This window comes from Aureimonas sp. AU4 (assembly GCF_001463765.1).
In the GTDB taxonomy this organism is placed as follows: Bacteria; Pseudomonadota; Alphaproteobacteria; order Rhizobiales; family Rhizobiaceae; genus Aureimonas.
This window is the reverse complement of record NZ_BBWK01000025.1, coordinates 1-25,582: the sequence shown is the minus strand read 5'-3', so window position 1 is coordinate 25,582 and position 25,582 is coordinate 1. Positions and strand designations below refer to the sequence as shown.

The window sequence follows — 25,582 nt, the reverse complement described above, 5'->3', positions numbered from 1 at the left end:
CGCTCGCGCCGTCCCGCCGCTTGCCGAGGTTGAAGCCCATGGGGGGCTTATAGGCGGCGCGCGGTCGTGCGAAAAGCGCGGCCGTCATGCCTGATCGCGCATTCCCCTCCGGTCTCCTCGTCGCCGCGCCCCATTCGGGCTCCGGCAAGACGCTGGTGACGCTCGCGCTCCTCGCCCACCTGCGGCGCGAGGGCGTCGCCGTGCGCCCTGCCAAGGCGGGGCCGGACTATATCGACCCCACCTTCCACGCGGCGGCGGCGGGCGTTCCCTCCGTCAATCTCGACCCCTACGCCATGCGCCCGGTTCTCCTCCGCGCGCTGGCGCAAGGCCCTGTGCCGCTGGTCGCGGAAGGGATGATGGGTCTCTTCGACGGCGCGGCCGACGGGACGGGCTCGTCGGCCGATCTCGCCGAGCTGCTGGACCTTGCCGTCGTGCTGGTGGTGGACTGCGCGCGCCAGTCGCACTCGGTCGCGGCGCTCGTGCGCGGCTTTCGCGACCACCGGCCGCGCTTGCGCTTTGCCGGCCTCGTGCTCAACCGCGTGGCCTCGACGCGCCACGAGCGGATGCTGCGCGAGGCCCTCGCACCGCTCGATCTGCCGGTGCTCGCCGTTTTGCCCCCCGCGCCGCATCTCGTGCTGCCCGAGCGCCATCTCGGCCTCGTCCAGGCCGGTGAGCACGCGGGCCTGGCCACGTTCCTGCATGACGCCGCCGACTGGCTCGCGGCAGGCCTTATGCCCGGGGCGCTGGACCGATGGCTGGTCCCCGATGTTTCACGCGAAACGGTCTCGGCTGAAACCCTCGCGCCGCTGGGCACGCGCGTCGCCGTGGCGCAGGATACCGCCTTTGGCTTTGCCTACCCCCATCTCCTCGACGGCTGGCGGGCGGCGGGCGCGAGCCTTCACCCCTTCTCGCCGCTTGCCGACGAGGCGCCGGACGCGGCGGCCGACGCGGTGTTCCTGCCGGGCGGCTATCCCGAGCTCCATGCCGGACGGCTGGCGGCGGTGGCGGCCTTTCGCGCGGGGATGCACCGGGCCGCGGCAGGCGGGGCGCGGGTCTATGGCGAGTGCGGCGGCTACATGGTTCTGGGCGAGGGGCTGGTGGATGCGAACGGCGCGCGTCACGCCATGCTCGGGCTGCTCGGCGTCGAGACCTCGTTTCACGAGCGCCGCCGGCATCTCGGCTATCGCCGTCTGGAGACGCTGCCGGGCGGGCCGTGGGAGGGCGCGCTCACCGCACACGAGTTCCATTACACCAGCACCTTGTCGGAGCGGGGCGCCCCCCTGTTCCGGGCGCGCGACGCGCTGGGCGAAGACCTCGGGCTCGCGGGTCTGCAGGCGGGCCGTGTCGCCGGCTCCTTCCTCCACGTGATCGACCGCGCATGAGGGAAGCGCTCGTTCACGGCGGCGCGCTCCTGGCGGCGATCCGGACCTATGGCGGGGCTCGCGCCGACTGGCTCGACCTGTCCACCGGCATCAACCCGCGCCCGCCCGCGCTGCCGCCCGTTCCGCCGGAAAGCTGGACGCGCTTGCCGGAGGCCGAGGACGAGGCGCGCATGGTGGACGCCTTCCGCCGTTTCACGGGCGCGGGGCTCGAAGCGCGGATCGTGGCGGCGTCGGGCTCCGGGGCCTTGATCGCGGCGCTCCCCCATCTCGTGCCCGCCGGGGCGGCCGCCGCGCTGCGCTTCGCCTACGGCGGACATGGGAAGGCGCTGGAGGCCGCCGGCCACCGGGTCGTGCGGATCGAGGACCCGCGCGACGGGGCGGCCGACGCGTCGCTCGCCTTCGTCGCCAACCCCAACAATCCCGACGGCCGCCGCTTTCCAGCCGCTATCCTTCTGGACCTCGCCGACCGGCTGGCGGCGCGCGGCGGCGTCCTCGTGGTCGACGAGGCCTTCATGGACGCCGACCCGCGCGAGAGCGTGGCAGCCCAGGCCGGGCGGCCCGGCCTCGTGGTGCTGCGCTCCTTCGGCAAGACCTTCGGGCTGGCGGGCCTGCGCCTCGGCTTCGCTCTCGTGCCCCCGGCGCTGGAAGCGCCGCTGCGCGCCCGGCTGGGCGAGTGGCCGGTCTCGGGGCCGGCCATCGCCGTCGGGACGGCCCTTCTGGAGGATGGTCCCGCCTTGGCGCGCCTTCGCGTCGGCATCCGGGCGGCGAGCGGCTGGACGCGCCGCGCGATCGGGGAGGCCGGTCTGGAGCCGATGGGCGACGCCGCGCTCTTCGCGCTCGTGCGTCACCGCCGCGCGCACGCGCTGTTCGAGGCGCTGGCGCGCCGGCGCATCCTCGTTCGCCCCTTCGAGACGGAACCGGACGCGCTGCGCTTCGGCCTGTGCGCGAGCGAAGGCGAGGCCGGACGCCTTTGCCGGTCGCTGCGTGACGCCCTGCGGGAGATCGCCGCATGATCGCCCTGTCGCTCGCCCTCCTGTTCGACCGCGTCTTCGGCGACCCGGACCGGCTCTGGCGCCGTCTGCCCCATCCCGTGGTCTGGCTCGGCTGGTTGATCGGCCGCGCCGAGTGGTATCTCAACCGCCCCGAATGGCCGGAGCGTCGGCGCAAGGTCGCCGGAACGCTCGCCATCCTCGCCCTTCTCCTGCTGGCGATGGCGGCGGGCGCCGTGCTCCATGCCCTGTTCCGCGCGCTCGGGCCCTTCGGCCTCGTGCTGGAAGCGGTGATCGCCTCGGTCTTCCTCGCCCAGAAGAGTCTGGCCGATCACGTGGAGCGCGTGGAGCGGGCGCTCGACCGCGACGGGCTGGAGGGCGGGCGCGAGGCCGTGTCGATGATCGTCGGGCGCGATCCGGATCAGCTCGACGAAGCGGGCGTCTGCCGCGCGGCGATCGAGAGCCTGGCGGAGAACGCCTCCGACGGCGTCGTGGCGCCGTGGTTCTTCTACGCCCTCGCCGGCCTGCCCGGGCTTCTCGCCTACAAGATGCTGAACACGGCCGACTCCATGGTCGGCCACATGGACGAGCGTCGCCGCGCCTTCGGCTGGGCGAGCGCGCGCCTCGACGATTTCGCCAACCTCGCCCCCGCGCGGCTTTCGGCGCTGCTCTTCGCGCTGAGCGGCCTGCGCTACGGGGGGCGCGCCATGCGCCGGGCCTGGACCGTCGCGCGGCGCGACGCGCCCCACCACCGCTCGCCCAATGCCGGCTGGCCGGAAGGGGCGATGGCGGGCGCCCTGCGCCTCGCGCTCGGTGGCCCGCGCCGCTACGGCGAGATCGAGGTGGACGCGCCCTTCCTCTGCGCGGAAGGTCGGCGCGAGGCGGGCCTATCCGACATCGCGCGGGCGCTTCGCATCTTCCGCCGCTTCTGCGACCTGCTCCTCGTCCTGACGCTCGGCCTGGCGCTCGTCTTCGGCTAGACGACGAGCGCGAAGCCGAGAAGCAATGCCATCTCGCAGAGCTGCTGCGCGGCACCGAGCGTGTCGCCGGTCTGCCCGCCCAGGCGCCGCCGCAGGACGCGCGCCAGCCAGAGAACCGGCAGCGCCGAGAGGAGCGCGGGCAGGACGAGACCCGGCACGTCCGCCACGGCGAGGCCGAGCGCCGCCGCGATCGCGAGGCCGAGAACGAGCCCCGCGCGTCCGGCCGCCGCCGAGGGACGGCCGACGCTGTCCGCCAACCCTCCCGGATCGGCGGTCGCAAGCCGGCTCCAGAGCCACGCCATCCAGCCCCGGCTCGCGGCGGACGCCGCCACGAGCGCCAGCGCCGCTGCGCCGGGCCGGACGGCGGCGAGATCGGCGAGAAGCGCGATGCGCAGAACCAGCGATCCCGTCAGCGCCAGCGCACCATAGGTGCCGACGCGGCTGTCCTTCATGATGCGCAGCGCATCGGCGGTCGCGCGGTGGCCGAAGAGCCCGTCCGCCGTGTCGCCGAGCCCGTCCTCGTGGAGCGCCCCCGTCAGCGCGACGAGCGAGAGCACGCACAGCGTCGCCGCGACGAGCGGGGCGAGGCCGAGCGCCGTGCCGAGCGGCAGAAGGAGCGCGGGCGGCAGGGCGATCAGCGCGCCGGCAAGCGGAAACAGCGGCGCATCCGCGCCCAGCGGATGCGGCCCGTCCCGGAAGGCGAAGGAAACGGGCGGCAGGCGCGACAGGAAGGTGAGCGTTCGGAGAAGGGCGAGGTCGGGGCGCATCGCGCCATAGGCCGCGATCACGGCGATTCGCGCAAAGGCTTACCGGCGGGACCGGCGCTTGCCATGGCGCGCGCAAGGGGCCAAGACCGCCGCGACGCGTTTGCCAGGAAGACCCATGTCCAGCATCACCGGCCTGCCCTTCGACGACATCCGCGCGCTCCTGCGCTCCATGCCGGGACCCGATACGCAGGCGCGGCACGACGCGCGCCACCGTCAGGAGGAGCTCACCAAGCCGTCGGGTTCGCTCGGGCGCCTCGAGGAGATCGCCGAGTGGATGGCGGCCTGGCAGGGCCGCGCGCCGACCGTCGACCGGCCGGTGGTCTGCGTGTTCGCGGGCAACCACGGCGTGGCGGCGCGCGGCGTCTCGGCCTTTCCGGTCTCGGTGACGCAGGCCATGGTCGAGAACTTCGCGGCCGGGGGCGCGGCGATCAACCAGATCTGCGCGACCTACGACCTCGGGCTCAAGGTCTTCGACCTCGCGCTCGACGTGCCGACCGGCGACATCTCGCGCGAGGCGGCCTTCAGCGAGCGCGACTGCGCCGCTACCATGGCCTTCGGCATGGAGTGCCTGGCCGGCGAGCCGGATCTCCTGTGCATCGGCGAGATGGGCATCGGCAACACGGCGGTCGCGGCCGCGATCTTTGCCGCGCTCTTCGGCGGCACGGCGGCGGACTGGGTGGGGGCGGGCACCGGCCACGACGCGGCCGGTCTCCAGCGCAAGGCCGCCATCGTGCAGGAGGCGCTCGACCTTCATGCCGGGCACCTGTCGGATCCGCTGGAGGTGCTGCGGCGCTTGGGGGGACGCGAGATCGCGGCGTCGGTGGGCGCGATCCTGGCCGCCCGCATGCAGCGCGTGCCGGTGATCGTCGACGGCTTCACGGTGACGGCGGCGGCCGCCGTCCTCCATGCGCTCGACCCGACGGCGCTCGACCATTGCCTGTTCGGCCACGTCTCGGCCGAGCGCGGCCACCAGGCGGCACTTCAGCGCATGAACAAGGTTCCGCTGCTCGCGCTCGGCATGCGGCTCGGCGAGGGCACGGGGGCGGCGCTCGCCGCCGGCATCGTCAAGGCGGCGGTCGCCTGCCACTCGGGCATGGCGACCTTCTCTCAGGCCGGCGTCGCCAACCGGGACTGAGCCCGAGGCTCAGTCCTTGCCGGCCGGGTCGGCCGGCGTCGGCTGATAGGTGATCAGGAACGTCCAGGCCGCGTAGGCGGCGACGATGCCGGTCATGATCGCCCAGGTCCGGTCGCCCGTCACGAGGAGTTCGAACAGCGCCCAGGCGGCGCAGACGGCGACCAGAAGAACGCGCCGCCAGAGCGGGCGGAAGAAGGGGTGGTTGTTGTCGCCGAGCGCCATGCGCCGCGTGTCTCCCGCGTCCGTGTTGCACGCCTCTTCTACGCCGCTCCGGGCGGCGGAGGCCAGCGGGGCCCGCTCACACGGGCGCGAGCGCGGCGTTGAGCGGCGGTGTGCCGCATGGCTCGTTCCCTCACGCCTTAGCCGCGTCGGCCGGCAGGTGGTGACGCTTGTCCACCGGCGTCATCAGGAGGTTCAGGACGAGGCCCGCCGCCAGCAGCCCCGCCATGATGTACATGGTGATCGTGTAGGCGTCGGCCTTCGCCACGCCCTGGTCGAGCTGGTACTGGCGGATGTAGTTGACGAGCACCGGGCCTGCGACGCCCGCCACGGACCAGGCGGTCAGCAGCCGGCCGTGGATCGCGCCGACATAGCGCACCCCGAAGACGTCCCGGAGGTAGGCGGGGATCGTCGCGAAGCCGCCGCCGTACATCGACATGATGACCGCGTAGAACAGGACGAAGAGCACCACCGAGCCCATGCGGCCCGACGAGGGCACCAGTGCGTAGAGCACGAGGCCGAGCGCGAAGAAGATCATGTAGGTGGCGCGCCGGCCGATATAGTCGGAGGTGGAGGCCCAGACGAAGCGGCCCGCCATGTTGAAGAGCGACAGGAGGCCGACGAAGCCGGCCGCCGCCGCCGCCGTGATGACGCCCGGGAACATCTCCTGGATCATGGCCGAGGCCTGGCCGAGGACGCCAATGCCGGCCGTCACGTTGAGGCAGAGCATACCCCAGAGAAGCCAGAACTGCCGTGTCTTCATGGCCTCGTCGACATGGACGTCGGCGGTCGTGACGAGGCCCGTCGACGTGCGGGCGGGCGTGTAGCCGGCCGGCGCCCAGCCGGCGCGCGGCACGCGCACGATGGCCGCACCCACCATCATGAACAGGAAGTAGCCGAAACCCAGCACCACGAAGGTCTCGGCCACGCCCACCGAGGCCGGCGAGGCGAAGCGGCCCATCAGCCAGACCGAGAGCGGCGAGGCCACGAAGGCGCCGCCGCCAAATCCCATGATCGCCATGCCGGTCGCCATGCCGGGCCGGTCGGGAAACCAGGTCATCAGCGTCTTGACCGGCGAGATGTAGCCAAGGCCGAGGCCCGTGCCGCCCAAGACCCCGTAGCCGAGATAGACCAGCCAGAGCTGGTGCAGGTGGACGCCGAGCGCGGCCACCAGGAAGCCGCCGCCGAAGAAGGCGGCCGCCGTCGCCATGGTGCGGCGCGGGCCGACGCGCTCCACCCAGGCGCCGCCGAAGGCGGCCGCCAGGCCGAGGAAGACGATCGCGATCGAGAAGATCCAGCCGATCTCGGTCAGCGCCCAGTCGCCGGGCGCGGGCTCGCTGACGCCGAGGAGCCGCGTCATCGGCAGGTTGAACACCGAGAAGGCGTAGGCCTGCCCGATGCACAGATGAACGCACAGCGCGGCGGGCGGCACCATCCAGCGGCTGAAGCCGGGTTCGGCGACCGTGCGCTCTCGCGACAGCCAGGAGCCGCGCGGCTCCGCCGTTGTGGTCACCATGATTCGCCTCCCGTTTCGAGGCGGCATGGTTTCAGAACGGGCCGGGAGCGGCAACCCGCAGGGCAGGCGAACCTTTGCCCGCCTGAGGCCCGGCGCCGCCTGGCCTCAGGCGGGGTGCGGCGTGAATTGCAGCTTGTCGGGCGCGGGAGCCGACGCGGCGGGGCGAGCCGCCTCTCGCGCGGCGACCTCGTCCACCAGCCGGCGCCGCCACTTCTCGGAAGCGCGGATCACGGGCTCGGGGTCGATCTCGAAGGGCGTGGCGAGGAGGCCCGAGCGGCGGATGCGGTCGCCGAAGGCCGGGTTGCCGGTGAGCGAGATGAAGAAGGGTGCGACAAGCAGCGGCACCGCGATCGGGCACACCCAGAGGAAGAGCTGGAACGCGTAGAAGAAGGTCGTGAACAGGAGCGCCGCGCCCGCGATCACCATCCACCAGGAGGCCTGGAAGGCGACGCCAAGCGGCAAGCCCTCGTCGTCGCGGTCGGTGGAGGGCCAGCCGCTGTCGGTCTGGGCGAGGATCTCCACCACGGCCTTGGTCTGGAACATCATCATGATGGGGGCGAGCGCCGAGGTGAGCGCGAGCTCCAGCGCGCCGCCGAGCACGATGTTGGCCGCGCCCCCGAAGGCCGGCGCGCGGCGCGAGAAGGCGGTGCGCAGCGCGATCAGGGTCTTGGGCAGGAGGAGAAGCAGGAAGATGCCGAGCAGCAGCAGCAGCGCCTTGCCGGTCTCGGGACGCGGAAAGACGGGAAACAGCGAGTCGGCGGGGAAGTAGTCAGGCGCCGGCGCCAGGATCGGGTCGAGCAGCGAGACGATCAGGAACAGGAGCCAGATCGGCGAGGCCGCATAGGCCATGATGCCGGTCACCATGGAGATGCGGCTCCACAGGTTGATCTGGGGAGCCGGGATCAGGCGGCCGTGCTGGAGGTTTCCCTGGCACCAGCGGCGGTCGCGCTTGGCGTATTCGATGAGGTTGGTGGGGGCCTCCTCGAACGAGCCGTGCAGGTCGGGATCGACGCGCACCTTCCAGCCCGACCGGGCGAGAAGCGCGGCTTCCACGAAGTCGTGCGAGAGGATGTGCCCGCCGAAGGGCGGCTTGCCCGACAGGTTCGGCAGGCCGCAATGGGCGGCGAAGGCGCGCGTGCGCACGATCGCGTTGTGGCCCCAGAACGGACCCTCGCGCCCTTGCAGCTGGGCGATGCCGCGCGAGAAGACCGGCGAGTAGAGCGCGGCCGAGAACTGGAGCGCGCGCCCGAACAGCGTGCGCCGGCCGATGATAAGCGGCTGGGTCTGAAGAAGGGCGAGCTCGGGATCGGCGTCCATGCGCGCCACCATCTCGACCATGGTCTCGGGCCGCATGAGCGAGTCGGCGTCGAGGATCAGCATGTAGTCGTAGGCGCCGCCGCTCGTGGTGACGAAGTCGGCGATGTTGCCGGCCTTGCGGCCGATGTTCTTGGTGCGGTTGCGATAGAAGAGCTGACCGCCTACTTCCAGCGCCGAGGCGACGAGGAAGGTCGCTCGCCGCTCGGCCACCACGCATTCGGGCCGTGTGGAGTCCGACAGGACGTGGACGTCGAAGCGGTCGAGCCTACGGATCGCGCGCAGGCCCTCGATCATGGCGGCCACGCGCGCCAGAACGGCCTCGGCGTCCTCGTTGTAGACCGGCATCAGGATCGCGGTGCGGCCGGGCGGGCGGCCGGGCACGACGGGCGCGCGCCAGCGCTGGCCGCGCCGCGAGACGATGCCCACCACCGCCGTGTTGAAGCCCCAGGCGAGCCAGAGGCAGCAGATCGACAGGAGGAGGACCTGCACGACATGGAGCCAGGTCGTGCCGTTGGCGGTGACGACGATGGCGAAGAGAACGCCCGCCGCCAAAGCGAGCAGGAGGGCGGTCAGCGCAAAGAGCAATCTGCCGAGAGCGATCATGGGCCTGTCCGCGTGCCTTCAGGTCGGCGCCCTCTCGCCGGGGAGGATCGGCGGGGGCGGAGCGCGTTCCGATCGGCTATTTGCCGACGGAAATCAATGCGATCCTTGCGGGCCCCCCGCAAGATGCTCGCGCAGGATCGGCTGCACCGGCATCTCGAGGCGGGACCGGGGAGGGGGAAGGACGAGCTGGCGCAGGAAGGTCAGCGCCTTGCGCTTGCCGAGCCGCGCGGCCTCGATCACCACGGCCGGCTCGGGGCCGGTGCGGTTCTCGAAGGCGAGGCGCTCGGCGATCGCCTGAAGGAGCTGGGCCTCGGTGAGGTCCGGCCGGTTCACCAGCTCGCCCGCGGGCCGCGTGTCGAAGGGCCGCGTCTCGCCCGGAGGAGCGGTGACGCTCACGGCTTGCCGGTCCACTGGTAGTGCCAGGTCTCGGAGACGGTGGTCTGGTTGAACAGGAGCTTGGCGCGCAGCTCCACGGGCATGGCGTCGAGCTTCTGGAGCTCGATCGACAGGCGCCAGCCGCCGTCGGGCAGGCGCGCCATGCCGCTATGGATGAGCCGGGCGTTCTCCGGCACGTCGACGATCGGCGTCAGCATGGCGTCGGCGGGCAGGTTCTGCGCCGTGCCGCCGCCGAAGTTGATCTCGAAGCGCCTGAGGTCCGTCTCGGTCGTGTCCGCGCCGTTGCCGCCGACCCCCGCGAACGTGCCGGTGACGCGGGCCTGATGGCTCAGCGCGTCCTCCAGGAAGCCCCAGCGCATGCGGTAGCGGAACTCGAACTGCGAGCCCGGCTGCGGCTTCTCCTCGGGCACCCAGAAGGCGACGATGTTGTCGTTGACCTCGGAGTTGGTCGGGATCTCGACGAGCTGCACGATGCCCCGGCCCCAGTCGCCGAGCGGCTCGATCATGAGCGAGGGGCGCAGCTCGTAATGCGCCTCGACGTCCTGGTAGTGAGAGAAGTCGCGGTCGCGCTGCAGGAGGCCGAAGGCGCGCGGCGAGGTTTCGCCGAAATAGGAGAGGGCGAGGTCGTCCGGGTTCTTGAGCGGGCGCCACAGGTGCTCGCCGTTCGGGCGCTGGATCGCCAAGCCGTCGGAGTCGTGGATCTCCGGCCGGAAGTCCTCGCGCACGTTGTGGTCGTTTTCGCCGAAGTGGTACATCGAGGTGAGCGGGGCGACACCCAGCCGCTCCACCGCGCTGCGGAAGAAGAGGCGCGCCGTCACGTCGATCACGGTCTGGACGCCGGGGCGCACGGTGAAGGAATAGGCGCCCGCCAGGCTCGGGCTGTCGAGCTCGGCGAAGATCTGGATGCTCTCCTCGCCGGCCTGGGGCTTCACGACGTAGAAGTTCGTGAAGCGCGGGAACTCCTCCTCCACCGAGGTCGCGGTGTTGAGGGCGAGGCCGCGCGCCGAGAGGCCGTAGCGGTTGTTCATGCCGAGCGCGCGGAAGTAGGACGCGCCCAGGAACGAGACGAGCTCGTCGAAGAGGTCGGGCCGGTCGATCGGCGTGTTGAGGCGGAAGCCCGCGACGCCCGGCAGAGCCAGGCCCTGGTAGAGGGTCGGGTCGAGCGGGGCGAGGAACTCGAAGTCCGCGCCCGAGAAGGCCTGGAGCTGGAAGCGCGTGCCGTCGCCGATGAAGACGTGCGTCGGCTCCTTGTAGAGGAAGCCCGGAAAATAGGCCTGCATCTGGAACTGGAGCGGCTCGTTCGCCCAGACCGTGCGCTCGCGGCGGAACAGGATGCGGCGGTAGCCGTCGTAGTCCAGTTCCTGGACGGGCTGGGGCAGGACGTCGCCGGGCGCCTGGTAGGGCTGGGCCGCGCGGTTGCGCATGGCCGCCGTCAGGGCGTCGAACGAGAAGGCCTGCGTGTCCACCACCGTGGGCGGGGTCGCGGGCTGCGCCGGGGGAGGCGCGGCGGGCGCGGCCGGCTGCGAACTGCCGGGCGCGCCCGGGTTGCCCTGCGCGCGGGCGTCGCGCGCCCACCAGACCAGCGACAGGGCGCCGGCCAGACCATATTTCAGCGCGTCGCGCCGGGAAGCTGTGGGACTCGACACAGGAAGGGAGGTCTTCTCTCGATTCGACAACGCACGCATGGACTTGAGCATAGAGCAACAGGCACGAGTTTGCCCAGCGAGTGCCCGAAACGGGTGCCCGCTGTCCACCGGTTCCGGCAGGGTTCGGCTTGGTGCCTTTCGCGAGAAGCGAAAATGTGGCGGCGCGCGGCGTGTCGAGCCGGAAAGATGCCTAGCGCAGCCGGCGCAGCTTGGCGGTGAGAAGCCCGTCGATCTGCTGGAGCGCCTGGAGGAGCGGTTGTCGATCCGCCTCCGGCAAGGCGCCGGCCAGCTCGGTCTCGAGCCGGTCCCAGAGGCCGCGCACGTTGTCGCGCGCCGCCTCGCCGGCGGGCGTCAGCATCACCATCGTGCGGCGCGCGTCGGTGGCATTGCTGGAGCGGTTGACGAGCTGCTTCTCGATCAGGCGGTCGAGCATCTTGGACACGGTGGACGGGCGCACCGCGAGCTGATCGGCCAGCGCCGAGACGCTGACCGGCTGGCCGGGCACAAGGCGGTGCAGAAGCTGGTCCTGGCCGGGATGAAGGTCGATCTCGGTCAGAAGCAGCGACAGAAAGGCCCGGGTGGTCTTCGAGATCGACAGGAGCGACGTCACCAGCCCTGCCTCCCCGGCGTCCTGGATCGTGATCGGAGCGGAAGCAACAAGCGAGGGGCGTTCGTTCATGACGCCAGAATGGGTCAATCGAAACAGCCCGCGCATTAAACCATTTATAAGAGCAACAAATAAAACCCCGGAATATACCCGCGCAGGTTGGTATTTTCAGGTTCAGACCACCCCGGTCGGGCCATCGAGAACCATGCGGATCCGGCGCGCGAGGTCTTGGCGACCATAAGGCTTGTTGAGGAGTTCGAACTCCGTGCCGCCCGCCTCGGTGCGCTCGATCGAGGTCTCGGCATAGCCGGTGGTCAGGAGAACCTTGAGGCGCGGCCGCCGCCGGTGCGCCTCGCGCGCCAGCGCCACCCCGTTCATGCCGCCCGGCATGACGAGGTCGGTGAAGAGGAGGTCGGCCGGCTGCCCCTCGTCGAGCCGGCGCAACGCCTCGCGCGGGGCGTTCTCCACCACGACGCGGTAGCCGTAGTCCTCCAGCATGTCGCGGGCGAGCTCGGCGACGTCGGGCCGGTCGTCCACCACGAGGATCGTCTCGGTGCCCCGGCTGGTGAAGGCGTGCCGGTGCTCGCGCGGCCGCGCGATCTCGCCCTCGGCCGCCGGGAAGAGGAGTTCGACCGTGGTGCCCCGGCCGACCTCGGAATCGATGCGCACCGTGCCGCCGGACTGCTTGGCGAAGCCGTAGACCATGGACAAGCCGAGGCCCGTGCCCTTGCCCTCGTCCTTGGTGGTGAAGAAGGGGTCGAGCACGCGCGTCAGGATCTCGCGCGGGATGCCGGTGCCCGTGTCGCTGACCGAGACGGAAACGAAGTCGCCGGGCTGGACGTGTCCGAAGGCGTCGCCGTCGTCGGTGGAAACGCTCACGTTGCTTGTGCGGATGCGCACCGTGCCGCCCGAGGAGGCGGACATGGCGTCGCGGGCGTTGATCAGGATGTTGAGGAGGGCGACCTCGGCCTGCGTCGTGTCGATGCGGCAGTTGGCAAGATCGGGGGCCAGCTCGGTCTCCACCGTGATCTGGTCGCCGAAGGTCCGGTTGGCCATGTCGGTCATGCCGCCGACGAGGCCGTTGAGGTTCACGAGGCGCCCTTCGAGGCGCTGCTTGCGGGCGAACGCCAGAAGCTGCTGGGTCAGCGTCACGGCACGGCCCGCGGCCGAGCGCACGTTGTCCACCGCGCGCGTCAGGCGCGACCGGTCGATCTCGCTCTTCTCGATCCCGGAGGAGATCACCTCGAGATAGCCGGTGACGACCTGCAGGAGGTTGTTGAAGTCGTGCGCGATGCCGCCCGTCAGCTGGCCGAGCGCCTCCATCTTCTGCGCCTGGCGCAGGGCGTCCTCCGCGTCGCGCCGACGCGAGACGTCGAGCTGGGAGCCGAAGAAGTACACGAGGTTCCCGTCCGTGTCGTAGACCGGCGAGATGAAGAGCGCGTTCCAGAAGGACGAGCCGTCCTTGCGGTAGTTCAGGATCTCGGTGGCGAGCTCGCGCCGCTCCGCGATCGCCTCGCGCACCTCGTCCACGATCGCGGCCTCGGTGCCGGGGCCCTGGAGGAAGCGGCAATTGCGACCAATGATCTCATCCAGCCGATATCCCGTCATCTGGACGAAGGCGTTGTTGGCGAAGACGATCGGGTTGTCGGGCTGATGAGGGTCGGTGACCGTCATCGGCATCCGCGTCGTTTCCACGGCCTTGAAGAAGATGTCGTGGTGAGACCCGCTCGGCTTCAGGGCCTGTCCCGACACGCGAACGTCGTTCGGCTCCCGCGGCGGGGTCTCGGGAGTGTCGGTCATGAAAAGCCTGTGACGCTGTTTACTCGAAACATGGTTCCGACCTATGCCAAGACAAGGCGGCCTCGTGGGGACAGGGCGCCGGATTCACCTCCCGGCCGGCCGGAACTCGAAGAAGATTGCGGATGTCTCAGCATGAAGCGCCGACGCGCGGCAAGGTCCTCCTCGTGGAGGACGATCCGATGATCCGGGCGCTGACCGTGGAGTGGATCGAGGATGCCGGCTTCGAGTGCCAGGAGGCCGGCTCGGGCGAGGAGGCGCTGGTCAGCTTCGCCGGGGCGGACGGCTACCGCGCGGCGATCCTCGACGTGACGCTTCCCGACCTGTCGGGCCCCGACCTCGCGCTGGAACTGCGCCGTCGCCGGCCGGGCTTCCCCGTTCTCTTCGCCACCGGCAACCTCAACCTCCTGCCGGATGGCATCCTCGACGAGACCGCGACCGACGTCCTGTCGAAACCCTATTCGAACCGCGAGCTGCGCGACGCGCTGACGACGCTGCTGGGCGCCTGACGCCGGGTCACGCCGCGTTTCCGACCACGAGGATATGAAGCGTCGCGGGGCCGTGGACGCCGATCACGAGGCTGCCCTCGATGTCGGTCGTGCCGCTCGGGCCGGTGACGACGACGAGGTTGCGCGAGCGCGCGAGATCGGCGCGGGCGACGGCGTCCTCGAGGTGGCGCAGGACGTCGCTCGCCCGCACCGCCACGAGATGGTGCAGCGGCAGGAAGGCGTCGAGCACCGCCATCCGCGGCCCCGAGCGCAGGAGGAGGCTTCCGGTCTCGGCCACCGCGCATTCGGCAAGCGACAGGGCGGCGCGCTCGTTGGCATCCTCGACGAGCTCGACACCGGCGCGCCGCCAGTCGAGGCGCGTCAGGACGGGCTCGGGCGCAAGCTTCAGCGCCGGGCCGGCGCCAAGGCTCGCAAGGCGGGCCGCGACGCGCGCCGGCAGGGCGTCCCAGCCATCGACCCGCTCCATCGAGGCGCCGGGCGGCAGGCGCGCCACCGCCGCCTCGAACAGGGCGACGGGCTCGCCGGGCGGCAGAACGGGACGCACCCGCTCGGGTTCGTCGAGAAGCCGGCGCGCCTCGCTCGCGATCTCGTCCGCCGGGCGGCGCGGCGTGCCCGACAGCGCAGCGCGCACCGCGCCCAGCACCCGCTCGCGCGCGCCGGTCACGATCGCGTTCCCTCGCGCAGGCGCTGCGCCTCGCGCTCGAGGAAGGTCGGGCCGGGGGGCGGAGCGGGCAGGTCGCGGTAGCGCGTCCAGGCGTCCGCCAGGAAGGGCAGGCGCCCGAGGCGCCCCCGGCCGCGCGCGGCCAGGCGCAGGGCCCGCGCGGCCACGGCGGCGCCCAGCCGATAGAGGCGCGGGTGCGTCCCCGCCCAACGCCAGAGCGAAAGGCCCCGGCGCATGGTCTTGGGCTCCAGCCCCTCGCGCCAGGAGCGCGTGCGCCAGCCCTTGAGAAGCGTCGGCAGCGGGATGTCCACCGGGCAGACCTCGCGGCAGCGCCCGTTCAGCGTGCAGGCGTGGGCCAGATCGCGCGTCTGCATGGAGAGCCCGTCGAGCGCGGGCGTCAGCACCGCGCCCATGGGTCCGGGATATGTGCCGCCATAGGCATGGCCGCCGATCTGGTTGAAGACCGGGCAGTGGTTCATGCAGGCGCCGCAGCGGATGCAGCGCAGCATGGGCCGCATCTCGCGGTCGGCGAGCATGCGCGAGCGCCCATTGTCGACGAGGACGATGTGGAACTCGTCCGGCCCGTCGAGGTCGCCCGCGCGCCTGGGGCCCGTGTGGAAGGTCGTGTACTGCGTGAGCGCGGCCCCGGTCGCCGAGCGCACGAGAAGGCGCAGCATCATCGCGGCGTGGGCGGCCGTGGGCACGAGCTTCTCGATGCCGGCCGTCGCGATGTGGATGCGCGGCGGCGTCGTGGTCATCTCCGCGTTGCCCTCGTTGGTCACGGTGCAGACCGAGCCCGTGTCGGCGACGAGGAAGTTGGCGCCCGAGATGCCGACATCGGCCCGCAGGAAGCGCTCGCGCAGGTGCCGCCGCGCCGAGGCCGCCATGGCTTCGGCCGTTTCTTCGCGGTGCGGCTCGGCATGGTGCCGGCGGAAGAGATCCGAGATCTCCTCGCGCGTCTTGTGCATGGCGGGCCAGATGATGTGGCTGGGCCGCTCTCCGGCGAGCTGGACGATGTGCTCGGCCAGGTCCGTCTCGACGCGCTCGATGCCGGCCTCCTCCAGCGCGTGGGGCAGGCCGATCTCCTCGCCGAGCATGGACTTGGAGCGCGTCACCGAGCGCGCGCCCGCGCGCCGGCAGATGTCGACCACGATGCGGCAGGCCTCGTCGGCCGTCTCGGCCCAATGCACCACCGCGCCGGACGCCACGGCGTTGCGCTCGAACTCGGCGAGATAGTGGTCGAGGTTCTCGACGACGTGGTCCTTGATCTCGCGCCCGCGCTCGCGCGCGAGCGTGAAATCCGGCCATTGGCCCACGATCGCCGCGCGCTTGGCGCGCGCGGTGCCGGCGGTTCGGTCGATCGCGATCTTGAGGCGCGCGTCGGCGAGCGCCTTCTGCGTACGCCCGTCGAAGTTTTCGGGGGTCGGCAGCGCGCTCATGCGCCGGGTTCCCCGAGGGCTGGACCCGACAACCGGCCGGCCAGCGCCTCCACCGTGTGGAAGACGCGCACGGGCGAGCCGCGCCGCTGCAGCTTGCCGGCCATGTTCATGAGGCAGCCGAGGTCGCCGCCGATCAGGATGTCGGCGCCGGTGGCCTCGACGGCCCGCGCCTTCTCCTCGACCACGGCATTGGCGATCGCGGGATATTTCACGCAGAACGTGCCGCCGAAGCCGCAGCACGTCTCGGCCTCGGGAAGAGGCACCCATTCGAGCCCGGGAATGCGGCCGAGAAGCGCCTTGGGCTGCTCTCGCAGGCCCAGCTCGCGCAGGCCCGAGCAGGTCGGATGGTAGGTCGCCGTTGCGCGGTGCGAAGGGGGCTCGGGGCGGAAGCGGAGGACGTCGTGCAGGAAGCCGACGACCTCGTGGGTGCGCGCGGCGAGCGCGCGGGCGCGCGGGCCCCAAACCGGGTCGTCGGCGAGCGCTGTGCCCGCGTCGTGGCGCAGCGACCCGACGCAGGAGCCGGACGGGGCCACGACGTAGTCGTAGCCTTCCAGCACCTCGATCTGGTGGCGCGCCAGCGCCTGGCCGCCCTCGCGGTCGCCCGCGTTGAAGTTGGGCTGGCCGCAGCAGGTCTGCCGGAGCGGCACCTCGACCCGGCAGCCGGCGGCGAGAAGCAGCTCGCGCGCGCACTCGGCGATCGCCGGGCGCATGACGTTGACGAGACAGGTCACGAAGAGCGCGACGCGCGGCCCTTCGCCGGACGGGGTGGTGATTGCCTCTGGCATGGGGAGCCTCCCGCCATCGTCATGGCGCGGCGGGGCTCCCGGCGCAAGCGCCGATGGCCGCGCGGGGCGCGGCCGGGGCGGCCGGGGCGGCGCTTAGAACGGGTAGTTGCGGCGAACGAAGAGGCCGCGGTCGATCTCGCGCTGGCGACGCTCCAGGTCAACGAGCGAGGTCGCCTCGTTGAGGTAGCGGTTGGCGCGATCCTCGGAGGAGACGGTGCGGAAGGCCTGGCGCAGGCGGCTGGTGATGGTCATGGGTTCGGTTCCTTCTTGGCTGAACCCAATCTATGAACCGTCCGCTTCTGCTGCAATGCAGCATCGGTCATGGTCGCCATGCACGAAACTCATGGCTCGCGGTCAGGCTTTGTTAACCGCGCCAGGCTTTCCGGGCCTTAGATGCGAAGTCCGGTGCCGAGTCCCATCGATGCGAGCATGACGGCGGTGTCGGGCTCGCGCGCGGCGAGCGGTGCGCCCAGTCCGTCGCGAACCGCCATCACGGCGATTTCGGCGTCGTCCGTGTCGGCGACGTCGAAGACGCTGGCACCCTTGTCCTGCGTCTCGTCGTCCGAGCGTCGGGCATAGGCGAAGGCGTCGCGCAGGCGACGGAAGGCACGGAACTTGCGGACCTCTTCGGTCTCGATCCTCACGACGAACATGACGGCGTCTCCCGGTTCGCGATGAGGAAAAGTTAATCACGAGTGAATGACGCTGCCAAGACAGGCAGGGGCATTCTTCTCACACCGGAAGGCCGAACGTTCGCCGGGCCTCGAGACATTCCGGATCGCCCGGCTCGCAGTCGCGGCAGACGAGGGGGCGCAGCGCATAGACCGTGCAGCGCGTGGCTTCGCCGACGACGCCCGACAGGGCAAGGCAGCGCTCGCCCTCGCAGCGCATGCCGCCGGCCTCGCGCAAGGGTTCGGGAATGCGCTCGATCTCCTCGTCGCTTTCCAGGGAGAAGCGCGGCCACTCGCGCGAGGTCGAGCAGCAGGCGCCGCACAGCTGGCAGTCGTAGGAGGGCGAGCTCGAAAAAGGGACGATCATGGCTTGTCGGCCCGCCGCGACCCGGCGGGATCAGACACCCTGGCCGGTCCGGGTGCGATGGCGCACGGGAGCCGGCGACGCGTCGTTGGCGAGCGTCGCCGCGACGCGGATCGCCGAATGGATGCGCGCCAGGCGCTCGACCTCGTCGGGCACGGGGCGCGGTGCCTCCGGGGCGGCGCTTGCCGCCAGCGTGAAGCGTTCCACCAGCGCGTCGGCCTCGCGCTGCAACGCTTCGCTGCGCCGAGCCGCGCGCCGGGGAGCCCCCGTCAGGCGCGACCAGAATCCACCTTGCGAGACGCGCGCCTCCTCGATCGAGCGCATCAACTGCCAGAACCGGATCTCGGCCTGCGCATCGGTCCAGATTCGCTGAAGCTGCATGGAACGGGACCAACCATGGTTGACGGGTTTGAGGCGTGTCGAACGGGATGCGACGGTTTCGAACGTGTCACGACCAACTGGCGCGAGCCTGCCGCGGGGGCAGGTCGGTGGCGAGAAGCCGGCCCTCCCGCCCGGCTTCTTACCGCGTCTTTGGCTCAAATTGCAGGAGTTTTGCTTGCGATAGCGCAAGGACTCGTCGGCTAGGATCGCCCATGTCTCGTTCGGACACGCTCGTCCGCGCCGCCTTCAGGGGACTCGTCTCGCCCATGTCGCACATGACCACCATGTCGCTTGCTCCCGCCGGCCGCGCGACCTGGAGCCGTTCCGCACAAGGCGTCGCCGCGGCCAACGAGGGCCTGCGTCCCGCCAAGGGCCTGCTGATCGGCCTCGGCCTGTCGTCGCTGATGTGGTCGGCCCTCGTGGCGCTGTTCATCGTCTGACGGATCAGGCGGCGGACCGGCAGCGCGCCGCCAGCGCCGGGTCGCCGTAAGCGATGAAATGCGGGTTGCGCCAGTCGCCGCCCGCCCGCCCGTAGCGCAGCGGCTCGCCCTCCAGCGTCACGGTCAGGCCGCCGGCCGCGCGCAGCACCGCGTCGCCCGCCGCCGTGTCCCACTCCATCGTGGGACCGAGCCGGGGGTAGAGATCGGCCTCGCCCGCCGCCAGCCGCCCGAACTTCACCGACGAGCCGCAGGGCTCCGCGCCGTGGCCGGGAAAGCGCTCCAGCCAGAGCCTCGTCTCGGGCGTCGCGTGCGAGCGGCTTCCCAGCACCACGGGCGCGGGCGGCGAGGCGCGCACGCGCAAGGGGCGCCGCGACCCGTCCGCCATGATCTCGAAGGCGCCCGCCCCGCGCGCTCCCGCGAACAGCCGCCCCATGGCGGGTGCCAGAACGACGCCGGCCACCGGCTCCCCGTGTTCGATCAGCGCGATGTTGACCGTGAACTCGCCGTTGCGGCCGATGAACTCGCGCGTGCCGTCGAGCGGGTCGATCAGGAAGAAAGTGCCGCTCCCCGCGCCCGGCGAGGCGCCGGTCTCCTCGCCCACCGTCGGCACGCCGGGATGGTCGAGCGCGAGCTGCGCCAGGATCGCGGCCTCCGCCTGCGTGTCGGCGAGCGTGACCGGCGAGCCGTCGCTCTTCTCGTGCGCCTCGACCCCGGCCTCGTAGTGCCGCATGACCACCGCGCCGCCGAGGCGGGCGGCGTGGATCAGCGTGTCGAGGAGAGTGGTCATGCTTGGCTTGGTTCCGGACGTGAGGGACATGGGGCGCCCTCTAGCACGGATCCTGCCTCAAAGGCGCCTGGCGATGCGGTCCGCCACGCGCAGCGCGTTGGCGATGATGGTGAGCGTCGGGTTCACCGCGCCGATCGAGGGGAAGAAGCTGGCATCGGTGACATAGAGGTTGTCGATCCCGTGTGCGCGGCAGTCGAGGTCGAGGACGTCGCGCGCGGGGTCGGGGCCGAAGCGCAGCGTGCCGGCCTGGTGCGCCGTGCCGCCGATCGGCGTGTCCTTGCCCAGATACAGCGTGCGGTCCATCAGGTGCGGGTGGATCGCGGCCTTGTCGCAGATCCCGCGCAGCATCTCGCGCAAGGCGCGCTGCCCGTCCATGTTGGTCTGCGTCAGGTCGAGATGGACCCGGTTGTCGCGGTAGAAGATGCGGTTCTCGGGTTTGGGCAGGTCCTCCGAGGTCAGCCAGAAGTCGATCGAGTGCCGCGCGATCCACTCGAACGGCTTCTCGGGCAGCCACTGGAGGAAGCCCGCCAGCCCTTCCGCCTCGATCTGCATGCCGTCTGACTTGCCGACCATCTGGATATGGCCGAGCGGATATTCGAACGGGTTCAACGGCGACTTCGCGTGGGGGTGGTAGAAGTCGTTGAGGCCGAGCGTCTTCTGGAACTCGGTCGGGTTCGGCTCCTTGGAGATGGCGAGAACGGTCGCGTTGTTGTGGCGCATGTAGTTGCGCCCGACCTGGCCCGAGCGGTTGGCGAGCCCGTCCGGATGCCGGTCGCTGCCCGATCGCAGGAACAGGAGCGCCGAGGAGAGCGCGCCGCAGGCCACCACCACGATGTCGCCCCGGATCGTGTGGCGGCGGCCCTCGACCACCGTCTCGACGCCCACCACGCTCGTGCCCGCCGCGTCGGTCACGAGACGCTCGACATAGGCGTTCTTCAGAAGCGTGAGGTTCGGGTGGGCCTCGAGAGCCGGGTCGACGCAGATCACCTGCGCGTCCGCCTTGCCGTTGGTGAGGCTGGGATAGCCGTCGAACGGATCGCAGCGCAGGAGCGGCGAGTGCGGGGTCGCCGCGCCCGTCTCGTCCTGGTCGAGTAGGGCTCCCATCGGCAGGTGGAACGGGTGAAGCCCCTCTCGCGCCCAGTCGTCGGCGAGCTTCTGGATGCGCGGCTCGTGACGGATCGCCGGGTGCTTGTAGGGCTTGGGGGAGGGGGGCTCGGTCGGGTCCTCGCCGCGTTGGCCGCGCACCTCGAAGAGCTCTTCCGCCGCCTGGTAGTAGGGCTCGAACTCGTCGTACTTCACCGGCCATTCCGGCGCGACGCCGTCCGGGTGGCGCACCGCGTCGAAGTCCTCCTCCCGCAGGCGGAGCAGCACCCCGCCGTAGACCTTGGAGTTGCCGCCGACGAAGTAGTGCAGGCCCGGCCGGAAGCTCTCGCCGCTCGACGAGACCCAGGTCTCCCGCGCCTGGTAGCGGCCCTTGGCGAAGACCTCCTCGGTATCCCAGTTCTGGCGCTCGCGTTTGAGATAGTCGCCGCGCTCGACGAGGAGCACGCGCTTGCCGGTCTGCGCGAGACGCCAGGCCACCGTGCCCCCGCCCGGTCCCGCGCCCACGATCACGACGTCGTAGCGGTCATCCATGGCGCATCCCTTCAGGCGTCCCAATACGTGAGCCGGGCAACGATCGGGCTCGGGCGCCGTTCCCGAACGCGTGATGACGTTTCGTCCACATGTGCAACCGAGGGGGAAGCGCGGCGTTCAGCGGCGGCAAGACCCAGCGGAGTTCCGGTCCCATGTCGCTCGTCATCGCCTTCGGGATCCGGCTCCTCCTCGTCGCCCTGTTCCTGCCCTTCAGCGCGATGGACAAGATCGTGAACTTCCGGGGGGCCGTCGGCCAGGCGGGCGAGATCGCGCCCTCGCGCACGCTCGCCAGAGCGCTCATCTTTGCCGGCCTCGCGGTCGAGATCGTCATGTCGCTCGGCGTCCTGACGGGCGTCGCCGACCGCATGGCCGCCCTGGTTCTGGCCGGCTACTGCATGGCGACCGCCGTCCTGTGGAAGCGCTTCTGGGCGCAAGGGGACTTCGCCTTCACCGGTCCGAGCAAGGGCCGCGACCTGTTCTGGGACTTCCTGAAGAACTTCGCGCTGGCCGGCGGCTTCCTGCTCGTCACCTTCGGCACGACGGCGGCGAGCGTCGACCGCTTCTTCGCCGACCCGTTCGGCTCCACCCATCCCTACAGCCTTGCCGAGACCCAGCCATGAGCGACGAGACCCCGCCCCGCGTATCCTACTGGCACCTCTACACCGACGAGGACGGCGTCAGCCGGCAGCGCCAGTGCGAGATGACCGAGTTCGAGCTGAAAAGCATGCAGCCGCCCGCCGCCCCGCAATGGCAGGGCGAAAAGCATCACGACGGGATGACCGTCATGGTGACGGTGCAGCCGGCGGGCTGGGAGGGCGCCTGGCACGAGAACCCCGCGCCGCAATGGATCATCCCGCTTTCGGGCCGCTGGTGGGTGGAATCCATGGACGGTACGCGGGTCGAGATGGGGCCGGGCGAAATCTCGTTCGGCGAGGACCAGGGCACGCGGGAGAAGGACGGCCGCAAGGGGCACATGTCGGGCACGGCGGGCGACGAGCCGGCTGTCCTCATGGTCGTGCAGTTCGACTCCCAGCGCGACCGGACGACGCCGTGCCGTTTCCGCTGACCGGCGGCGTCCCGGATGCCGGGCTTCCCATCGCCGACTTCCGCTTCGAGACGGTGGAGCCCGAGTTCGACCAGCTGACGCTCTCGAACGCGCCGGTGGAGGTGCTGGCGACTGGCTTTCGCTGGATCGAGGGGCTGGTCTGGATGGGGGACTGGGCGACGCTCCTGTTCCAGGACCTGCCGCGCGGGCGCACCATGGCGTGGAGCGAGCGCGGCGGCCTCCATGTCTGGCGCGAGCCGTCCGGCAACGCCAACGGACAGGCGCGCGACCGCGAGGGGCGCGTCATCGCCTGCGTCAACCTCGATCGCGCGGTGGTTCGGGTCGAGCACGATGGTTCGCTCACCACGCTCGCCACGCATTTCCGGGGGCGCCGGCTCAACTCGCCCAACGACGTCGTGGTGAAGAGTGACGGCTCGATCTGGTTCACCGACCCGCCCTACGGCATTGCCAACGACTACGAGGGCGAGCGGCAGGCGGCCGAGCTCCCGCCGACGGTCTACCGGCTCAATCCCGACACGCGGGACCTTTCGGCCGTTAGCCTCGACTTCCAGGGGCCGAACGGTCTCGCCTTCTCGCCCGACGAGACGCTCCTCTATGTCGCCGAGACGGGCGACCAGAGCCGTCCTGATCCCGTGCAGGTCCTTCGCGTCCTGCCCGTCTTGCCGGACGGGCGCACACTCGGGGCCGTGCGCGACCTCGCCAAGGTCTCGCCCGGCTACACGGACGGGATGGCCGTCGACGAGGCGGGCCGCATCTGGTCGAGCGCGGGCGACGGCATCCATTGCCTCGGCCCCGACGGCCGGCTTCTCGGGCGCATCCACCTCGGCGTCACCGTCTCGAACCTCACCTTCGGCGGCGGGCCGCACCGCGATCGGCTCTTCATCGGCGCGAGCCACACGCTGATGGCCGTGTTCCTGAACACGCGCGGAGCGCGCTGGCCATGAGCGGCGCGCTGCGTATCGCCGCGATCGTGCGCGAGGCGCGCGACCCCGCCCGGCTCGCCGCCTTTTATCGCGCGGCCTTCGATGCCGTGGCGGACGGCGAGGGAGCGGTGCGGCTCGGGCAAGAGCGCGTCGAGTTCAAGCGCGGCAGCGGGCCACCCGCCTCGGCGCCCTCGAACTCGGTCGGCTTCCAGCACATGGCGATCATCGTCTTCGACATGGCGGCGGCGATGGAGCGCCTGCGCGCGGTTCCCGGTTGGCGGGCGATCTCGCTCAACGGACCCGAACACCTGCCCGAGGCGTCCGGCTGCGCCACCGCCTTCAAGTTTCGCGACCCCGATGGGCACCCGCTGGAGTTCCTCCGATTTCCTTCAGGGAACGTGCCGAACCTCTGGCGCGAGCGGCCCGGCCTGTTTCAGGGCATCGACCACAGCGCCGTCTCGGTGCGCGACACCGACGAGAGCCTGCGCTTCTACGGGCAGCTCGGCTTCACAGTCCTGTCGCGACAAACGAACCGCGGTGCCGAGCAGGCCCGCATGGACGGGCTGGCCGGCGTCGACCCCTCCGCCGTCGCGGTGGAGGTGACGGGGCTCCAGCCGCCGGGTGGCGCGCCGCCGCATCTGGAACTCCTGTGCTACCGAACCCCCGGCGCCCTTGCGTCCGTGCCGGGCCAGCGCACGGCGCTGCGCCTTTCCGGCGGCGACGGCATTCCGGCCCACGACCCCGACGGCCACGGGCTTCTCGGCCTCTAGGCCATTCGTATCGACGCATCGTGCGACGCCGGAGCGCTCCCGCACCGGCTGCGGAGGCTCCACAGCCGCTGTCGCCTCCCCGTCACGGGCAGGCGCTATGCCTCTGGCTTCGGCCAGGCGGCAGGGGACGGCGCATGCGGATCGACGGGGCGGGACAGGAGCGGGGCTCGAGACGCGGCATCCGCCTGCCGCGCCTTCACCGAGCGCGCGACGAGGTGGCGGCGATCAGCTATGCGCGACCGACCGACCCGCTCGCGCGACGCGCCCTCATCCGCTCGCTGGAGATGCTGTCGGGGCGGCGCGAGCTGGAGCGGCTCTACCGGCAATGGCGCGAACGCGTGGCGCTGGGGCATCCGCAGCCCTTCCACCTCATGCTGGAGACGATGCGGATCGGTCTCGACATCGGCGGAAGCTGGCCGCTCCGGCCGGGCGAGCTGCCCGAGCGCCTCGTGATGGTCGCGAACCATCCGTTCGGCATCGGCGACGGCGCGGCCATGCTGGCGCTCGCGGAGCGGCTCGGCCGGCCGGCGCGCATCCTTCTCCACAACGACCTCATGCAGATCCCCGAGATGGCGCGCTACGGCCTGCCGGTCTCGTTCGAGGAAACGCGCGAGGCGGTGGCGCTGAACCTTGCCACCAAGCGGCGCGCCGCCGAGCTTCTCGCCGAGGGCACGATCGTGATCGTGTTTCCGGCCGGCGCGGTCGCCACAGCGCCCCGACCCTTCGGGCGCGCCGAGGACCTGCCCTGGAAGACGTTCGCCGCCGGGCTCGTGCGTGGGGGCCGCGCGGGCGTCCTGCCCGTTCACTGCGCCGGGCAGAACGGGCCGCTCTTCCACCTCGCCAGCCGCGTCTCGGCCACCGTGCGTCTCGGGCTCTTGGTGGGCGAGTTCCGCCGCCTGCGCGGCCGGCAGCTGCGCATCACGGTCGGCCGCCCGATCGCGCCGGACGAGATCGGGCAGACGAGCGACCGCCTCGCGCTGACCGAGCAACTGCGCCGCTCCGTGCTGGCGCTCGGCTAGCGCGGCTCAACGGTAGCCGGCGGCCTGCAGCTCGAAGAGCTCGGCATAGCGTCCGCCAGCCGCCATCAGCGCCTCGTGCGTTCCTTCCGCCTCGATGCGGCCACCGGCGAGAACCAGGATGCGGTCGGCCCGGCGCACCGACGAGAAGCGGTGCGAGATGAGCACCGCCGTGCGGCCGGCGCTGAGCTCGCGGAAGCGCTCGAAGACCGCGAACTCGGCACGCGCGTCGAGGGCCGCCGTCGGCTCGTCGAGGATCAGCACCTCGGCGTCGCGCATGTAGGCGCGGGCGATCGCGATCTTCTGCCATTCGCCACCCGACAGCTCGACGCCGCCCGCGAACAGGCGGCCCAGCGTCTGGTCGTATTTCTCCGGCAGGCGCTCGATCACCTCGTCGGCGAGGCTGCGCCCGGCTGCCTCGCGGATGCGGTTCGCGTCCCCGCGCGCCTCGATCCGCCCGACCGCGACGTTCTCGCCCGCCGACAGGTCGTAGCGCACGAAGTCCTGGAAGATGACGCCGACGCGCGAGCGCAGCTCGGCAAGGTCGAACTCGCGCAGGTCGGTGCCGTCGAGGAGGATGCGCCCCTCGGTCGGGTCGTAGAGCCGGGCGAGCAGCTTCACCAGCGTCGTCTTGCCCGCGCCGTTCTCGCCGACCAGCGCGACCACCTCACCGGCGGGTAGTTGGACGTCGAGGCCGCGCACGGCCCAGCGCTCCGAGCCCGCATAGCGGAAGCCGACGTTCTCGAAGCGGAACCCCTCGCGGATGCGCGGGGGCAGGGGG

The 25,582-nt window shown here is 71.3% G+C and carries 29 protein-coding genes; 11 read left to right on the top strand and 18 right to left on the bottom strand.

Annotated features, from left to right (window positions below; genetic code table 11):
* Positions 1 to 86 precede the first annotated feature (86 nt).
* Genes AUL35_RS08490 through cbiB form a run of 3 tightly spaced genes read left to right on the top strand, consistent with a single transcriptional unit; the run spans position 87 to position 3,351 of the window.
* Entirely contained in the window at positions 87 to 1,382 is a 1,296-nt protein-coding gene (locus AUL35_RS08490; protein ID WP_062014011.1) for a cobyrinate a,c-diamide synthase, read from the top strand.
* Positions 1,379 to 2,395 carry a threonine-phosphate decarboxylase CobD gene (cobD, locus tag AUL35_RS08485; protein WP_062014009.1) on the top strand — a complete coding sequence of 339 codons (1,017 nt, stop codon included), beginning with the start codon at positions 1,379 to 1,381 and terminating at the stop codon, positions 2,393 to 2,395. Before AUL35_RS08490 ends, cobD begins: the two co-directional genes overlap by 4 nt.
* On the top strand, positions 2,392 to 3,351 hold the full coding sequence (gene cbiB / locus AUL35_RS08480) for an adenosylcobinamide-phosphate synthase CbiB (RefSeq protein ID WP_062014007.1): 960 nt from the start codon (positions 2,392 to 2,394) through the stop codon (positions 3,349 to 3,351). Before cobD ends, cbiB begins: the two co-directional genes overlap by 4 nt.
* On the opposite strand, the gene cobS is transcribed toward cbiB, so the two are convergent.
* Positions 3,348 to 4,139 (bottom strand): adenosylcobinamide-GDP ribazoletransferase, encoded by a 792-nt coding sequence (cobS, locus tag AUL35_RS08475; protein WP_062014005.1) that lies wholly within the window; start codon positions 4,137 to 4,139, stop codon positions 3,348 to 3,350. The two genes, cbiB and cobS, sit on opposite strands and share 4 nt — an antisense overlap.
* Before the next feature lie 94 nt (positions 4,140 to 4,233).
* Here cobS and cobT point away from each other — a divergent pair, with 94 nt between their 5' ends.
* Positions 4,234 to 5,253: a nicotinate-nucleotide--dimethylbenzimidazole phosphoribosyltransferase gene (gene cobT, locus AUL35_RS08470; protein ID WP_062014003.1), complete on the top strand. Its 1,020-nt coding sequence runs from the start codon at positions 4,234 to 4,236 to the stop codon at positions 5,251 to 5,253.
* A 9-nt stretch (positions 5,254 to 5,262) separates the two neighbouring features.
* On the opposite strand, the gene AUL35_RS08465 is transcribed toward cobT, so the two are convergent.
* The 7 genes from AUL35_RS08465 to AUL35_RS08435 all read right to left on the bottom strand — a co-directional run bounded on the left by AUL35_RS08465 (position 5,263) and on the right by AUL35_RS08435 (position 13,357).
* A complete protein-coding gene (locus AUL35_RS08465; protein WP_062014001.1) occupies positions 5,263 to 5,475 on the bottom strand; it encodes a hypothetical protein in 213 nt (70 codons plus the stop codon).
* A 130-nt stretch (positions 5,476 to 5,605) separates the two neighbouring features.
* Positions 5,606 to 6,988 (bottom strand): OFA family MFS transporter, encoded by a 1,383-nt coding sequence (locus AUL35_RS08460; RefSeq protein WP_062013999.1) that lies wholly within the window; start codon positions 6,986 to 6,988, stop codon positions 5,606 to 5,608.
* A gap of 105 nt (positions 6,989 to 7,093) precedes the next feature.
* On the bottom strand, positions 7,094 to 8,908 hold the full coding sequence (gene mdoH / locus AUL35_RS08455; RefSeq protein WP_062013997.1) for a glucans biosynthesis glucosyltransferase MdoH: 1,815 nt from the start codon (positions 8,906 to 8,908) through the stop codon (positions 7,094 to 7,096).
* A 93-nt stretch (positions 8,909 to 9,001) separates the two neighbouring features.
* Entirely contained in the window at positions 9,002 to 9,304 is a 303-nt protein-coding gene (locus AUL35_RS08450; protein ID WP_156417904.1) for a hypothetical protein, read from the bottom strand.
* Positions 9,301 to 10,950, bottom strand: coding sequence for a glucan biosynthesis protein (locus AUL35_RS08445; RefSeq protein WP_244493710.1), 1,650 nt, complete (start codon positions 10,948 to 10,950; stop codon positions 9,301 to 9,303). The genes AUL35_RS08450 and AUL35_RS08445 overlap by 4 nt, the downstream gene beginning before the upstream one ends.
* Positions 10,951 to 11,140: 190 nt before the next feature.
* Positions 11,141 to 11,629 (bottom strand): MarR family winged helix-turn-helix transcriptional regulator, encoded by a 489-nt coding sequence (locus tag AUL35_RS08440; protein WP_244493709.1) that lies wholly within the window; start codon positions 11,627 to 11,629, stop codon positions 11,141 to 11,143.
* A 102-nt stretch (positions 11,630 to 11,731) separates the two neighbouring features.
* Positions 11,732 to 13,357, bottom strand: coding sequence for a hybrid sensor histidine kinase/response regulator (locus tag AUL35_RS08435; protein WP_062013993.1), 1,626 nt, complete (start codon positions 13,355 to 13,357; stop codon positions 11,732 to 11,734).
* Positions 13,358 to 13,479: 122 nt separating this feature from the next.
* On the opposite strand from AUL35_RS08435, the gene AUL35_RS08430 reads away from it, so the two are divergent.
* Positions 13,480 to 13,863 (top strand): response regulator, encoded by a 384-nt coding sequence (locus tag AUL35_RS08430; protein ID WP_062013991.1) that lies wholly within the window; start codon positions 13,480 to 13,482, stop codon positions 13,861 to 13,863.
* 7 nt (positions 13,864 to 13,870) lie between these two features.
* Here AUL35_RS08430 and AUL35_RS08425 read toward each other — a convergent pair whose 3' ends face one another.
* The 7 genes from AUL35_RS08425 to AUL35_RS08400 form a co-directional block, all read right to left on the bottom strand.
* Complete coding sequence (locus AUL35_RS08425; protein ID WP_062013989.1) at positions 13,871 to 14,527, bottom strand: LUD domain-containing protein; 657 nt, start codon at positions 14,525 to 14,527, stop codon at positions 13,871 to 13,873.
* Positions 14,524 to 15,963: a LutB/LldF family L-lactate oxidation iron-sulfur protein gene (locus tag AUL35_RS08420; RefSeq protein WP_062013987.1), complete on the bottom strand. Its 1,440-nt coding sequence runs from the start codon at positions 15,961 to 15,963 to the stop codon at positions 14,524 to 14,526. Before AUL35_RS08420 ends, AUL35_RS08425 begins: the two co-directional genes overlap by 4 nt.
* Positions 15,960 to 16,748 carry a (Fe-S)-binding protein gene (locus tag AUL35_RS08415; protein WP_062013985.1) on the bottom strand — a complete coding sequence of 263 codons (789 nt, stop codon included), beginning with the start codon at positions 16,746 to 16,748 and terminating at the stop codon, positions 15,960 to 15,962. Before AUL35_RS08415 ends, AUL35_RS08420 begins: the two co-directional genes overlap by 4 nt.
* A gap of 93 nt (positions 16,749 to 16,841) precedes the next feature.
* Positions 16,842 to 17,000 carry a DUF3563 family protein gene (locus AUL35_RS21555; protein ID WP_082666204.1) on the bottom strand — a complete coding sequence of 53 codons (159 nt, stop codon included), beginning with the start codon at positions 16,998 to 17,000 and terminating at the stop codon, positions 16,842 to 16,844.
* A 137-nt stretch (positions 17,001 to 17,137) separates the two neighbouring features.
* A complete protein-coding gene (locus AUL35_RS08410; RefSeq protein WP_062013983.1) occupies positions 17,138 to 17,401 on the bottom strand; it encodes a hypothetical protein in 264 nt (87 codons plus the stop codon).
* A gap of 79 nt (positions 17,402 to 17,480) precedes the next feature.
* Positions 17,481 to 17,786 (bottom strand): YkgJ family cysteine cluster protein, encoded by a 306-nt coding sequence (locus AUL35_RS08405; RefSeq protein WP_062013981.1) that lies wholly within the window; start codon positions 17,784 to 17,786, stop codon positions 17,481 to 17,483.
* Between the two features lie 30 nt (positions 17,787 to 17,816).
* Positions 17,817 to 18,164: a hypothetical protein gene (locus AUL35_RS08400; protein WP_062013979.1), complete on the bottom strand. Its 348-nt coding sequence runs from the start codon at positions 18,162 to 18,164 to the stop codon at positions 17,817 to 17,819.
* Positions 18,165 to 18,376: 212 nt separating this feature from the next.
* Here AUL35_RS08400 and AUL35_RS08395 point away from each other — a divergent pair, with 212 nt between their 5' ends.
* Positions 18,377 to 18,604, top strand: a complete 228-nt coding sequence (locus AUL35_RS08395) for a hypothetical protein (protein WP_062013977.1) — start codon at positions 18,377 to 18,379, stop codon at positions 18,602 to 18,604.
* Between the two features lie 4 nt (positions 18,605 to 18,608).
* Here the strand turns inward: AUL35_RS08395 and cysQ are convergent, their stop codons facing one another.
* On the bottom strand, positions 18,609 to 19,391 hold the full coding sequence (gene cysQ, locus AUL35_RS08390) for a 3'(2'),5'-bisphosphate nucleotidase CysQ (RefSeq protein ID WP_062013975.1): 783 nt from the start codon (positions 19,389 to 19,391) through the stop codon (positions 18,609 to 18,611).
* Between the two features lie 57 nt (positions 19,392 to 19,448).
* Entirely contained in the window at positions 19,449 to 21,026 is a 1,578-nt protein-coding gene (locus tag AUL35_RS08385; protein ID WP_062013972.1) for an FAD-dependent oxidoreductase, read from the bottom strand.
* A 152-nt stretch (positions 21,027 to 21,178) separates the two neighbouring features.
* Between AUL35_RS08385 and AUL35_RS08380 the strand changes: the two genes are divergently transcribed.
* From AUL35_RS08380 to AUL35_RS08360, 5 genes are all read left to right on the top strand, one after another.
* A complete protein-coding gene (locus tag AUL35_RS08380) occupies positions 21,179 to 21,646 on the top strand; it encodes a DoxX family membrane protein (RefSeq protein ID WP_062013970.1) in 468 nt (155 codons plus the stop codon).
* Positions 21,643 to 22,092 (top strand): cupin domain-containing protein, encoded by a 450-nt coding sequence (locus tag AUL35_RS08375; RefSeq protein WP_062013968.1) that lies wholly within the window; start codon positions 21,643 to 21,645, stop codon positions 22,090 to 22,092. The genes AUL35_RS08380 and AUL35_RS08375 overlap by 4 nt, the downstream gene beginning before the upstream one ends.
* The gene (locus tag AUL35_RS08370) at positions 22,077 to 23,036 is read left to right on the top strand and encodes an SMP-30/gluconolactonase/LRE family protein (RefSeq protein ID WP_244493708.1); all 960 of its coding nucleotides are present in this window, start codon (positions 22,077 to 22,079) and stop codon (positions 23,034 to 23,036) included. Before AUL35_RS08375 ends, AUL35_RS08370 begins: the two co-directional genes overlap by 16 nt.
* Entirely contained in the window at positions 23,033 to 23,785 is a 753-nt protein-coding gene (locus tag AUL35_RS08365; RefSeq protein WP_062013966.1) for a VOC family protein, read from the top strand. The genes AUL35_RS08370 and AUL35_RS08365 overlap by 4 nt, the downstream gene beginning before the upstream one ends.
* 134 nt (positions 23,786 to 23,919) lie before the next feature.
* Positions 23,920 to 24,804 carry a glycerol acyltransferase gene (locus AUL35_RS08360; protein WP_244493707.1) on the top strand — a complete coding sequence of 295 codons (885 nt, stop codon included), beginning with the start codon at positions 23,920 to 23,922 and terminating at the stop codon, positions 24,802 to 24,804.
* 6 nt (positions 24,805 to 24,810) lie between these two features.
* On the opposite strand, the gene AUL35_RS08355 is transcribed toward AUL35_RS08360, so the two are convergent.
* A partial coding sequence (locus AUL35_RS08355; RefSeq protein WP_156417902.1) for an ABC transporter ATP-binding protein occupies positions 24,811 to 25,582 on the bottom strand: 772 nt, incomplete at its 5' end.

Excerpts from the sequence above, each read along its gene's own strand:
- AUL35_RS08490 (WP_062014011.1), top strand. The coding sequence starts at position 87 with ATGCCTGATCGCGCATTCCCCTCCGGTCTCCTCGTCGCCGCGCCCCAT.
- cobD (WP_062014009.1), top strand. The coding sequence starts at position 1,379 with ATGAGGGAAGCGCTCGTTCACGGCGGCGCGCTCCTGGCGGCGATCCGG.
- cbiB (WP_062014007.1), top strand. The coding sequence starts at position 2,392 with ATGATCGCCCTGTCGCTCGCCCTCCTGTTCGACCGCGTCTTCGGCGAC.
- cobT (WP_062014003.1), top strand. The coding sequence starts at position 4,234 with ATGTCCAGCATCACCGGCCTGCCCTTCGACGACATCCGCGCGCTCCTG.
- AUL35_RS08465 (WP_062014001.1), bottom strand. The coding sequence starts at position 5,475 with ATGGCGCTCGGCGACAACAACCACCCCTTCTTCCGCCCGCTCTGGCGG.
- AUL35_RS08460 (WP_062013999.1), bottom strand. The coding sequence starts at position 6,988 with ATGGTGACCACAACGGCGGAGCCGCGCGGCTCCTGGCTGTCGCGAGAG.
- mdoH (WP_062013997.1), bottom strand. The coding sequence starts at position 8,908 with ATGATCGCTCTCGGCAGATTGCTCTTTGCGCTGACCGCCCTCCTGCTC.
- AUL35_RS08440 (WP_244493709.1), bottom strand. The coding sequence starts at position 11,629 with ATGAACGAACGCCCCTCGCTTGTTGCTTCCGCTCCGATCACGATCCAG.
- AUL35_RS08435 (WP_062013993.1), bottom strand. The coding sequence starts at position 13,357 with ATGACCGACACTCCCGAGACCCCGCCGCGGGAGCCGAACGACGTTCGC.
- AUL35_RS08430 (WP_062013991.1), top strand. The coding sequence starts at position 13,480 with ATGTCTCAGCATGAAGCGCCGACGCGCGGCAAGGTCCTCCTCGTGGAG.
- AUL35_RS08420 (WP_062013987.1), bottom strand. The coding sequence starts at position 15,963 with ATGAGCGCGCTGCCGACCCCCGAAAACTTCGACGGGCGTACGCAGAAG.
- AUL35_RS08415 (WP_062013985.1), bottom strand. The coding sequence starts at position 16,748 with ATGCCAGAGGCAATCACCACCCCGTCCGGCGAAGGGCCGCGCGTCGCG.
- AUL35_RS21555 (WP_082666204.1), bottom strand. The coding sequence starts at position 17,000 with ATGACCATCACCAGCCGCCTGCGCCAGGCCTTCCGCACCGTCTCCTCC.
- AUL35_RS08410 (WP_062013983.1), bottom strand. The coding sequence starts at position 17,401 with ATGTTCGTCGTGAGGATCGAGACCGAAGAGGTCCGCAAGTTCCGTGCC.
- AUL35_RS08405 (WP_062013981.1), bottom strand. The coding sequence starts at position 17,786 with ATGATCGTCCCTTTTTCGAGCTCGCCCTCCTACGACTGCCAGCTGTGC.
- AUL35_RS08400 (WP_062013979.1), bottom strand. The coding sequence starts at position 18,164 with ATGCAGCTTCAGCGAATCTGGACCGATGCGCAGGCCGAGATCCGGTTC.
- AUL35_RS08395 (WP_062013977.1), top strand. The coding sequence starts at position 18,377 with ATGTCTCGTTCGGACACGCTCGTCCGCGCCGCCTTCAGGGGACTCGTC.
- cysQ (WP_062013975.1), bottom strand. The coding sequence starts at position 19,391 with ATGACCACTCTCCTCGACACGCTGATCCACGCCGCCCGCCTCGGCGGC.
- AUL35_RS08385 (WP_062013972.1), bottom strand. The coding sequence starts at position 21,026 with ATGGATGACCGCTACGACGTCGTGATCGTGGGCGCGGGACCGGGCGGG.
- AUL35_RS08380 (WP_062013970.1), top strand. The coding sequence starts at position 21,179 with ATGTCGCTCGTCATCGCCTTCGGGATCCGGCTCCTCCTCGTCGCCCTG.
- AUL35_RS08375 (WP_062013968.1), top strand. The coding sequence starts at position 21,643 with ATGAGCGACGAGACCCCGCCCCGCGTATCCTACTGGCACCTCTACACC.
- AUL35_RS08365 (WP_062013966.1), top strand. The coding sequence starts at position 23,033 with ATGAGCGGCGCGCTGCGTATCGCCGCGATCGTGCGCGAGGCGCGCGAC.
- AUL35_RS08360 (WP_244493707.1), top strand. The coding sequence starts at position 23,920 with ATGCGGATCGACGGGGCGGGACAGGAGCGGGGCTCGAGACGCGGCATC.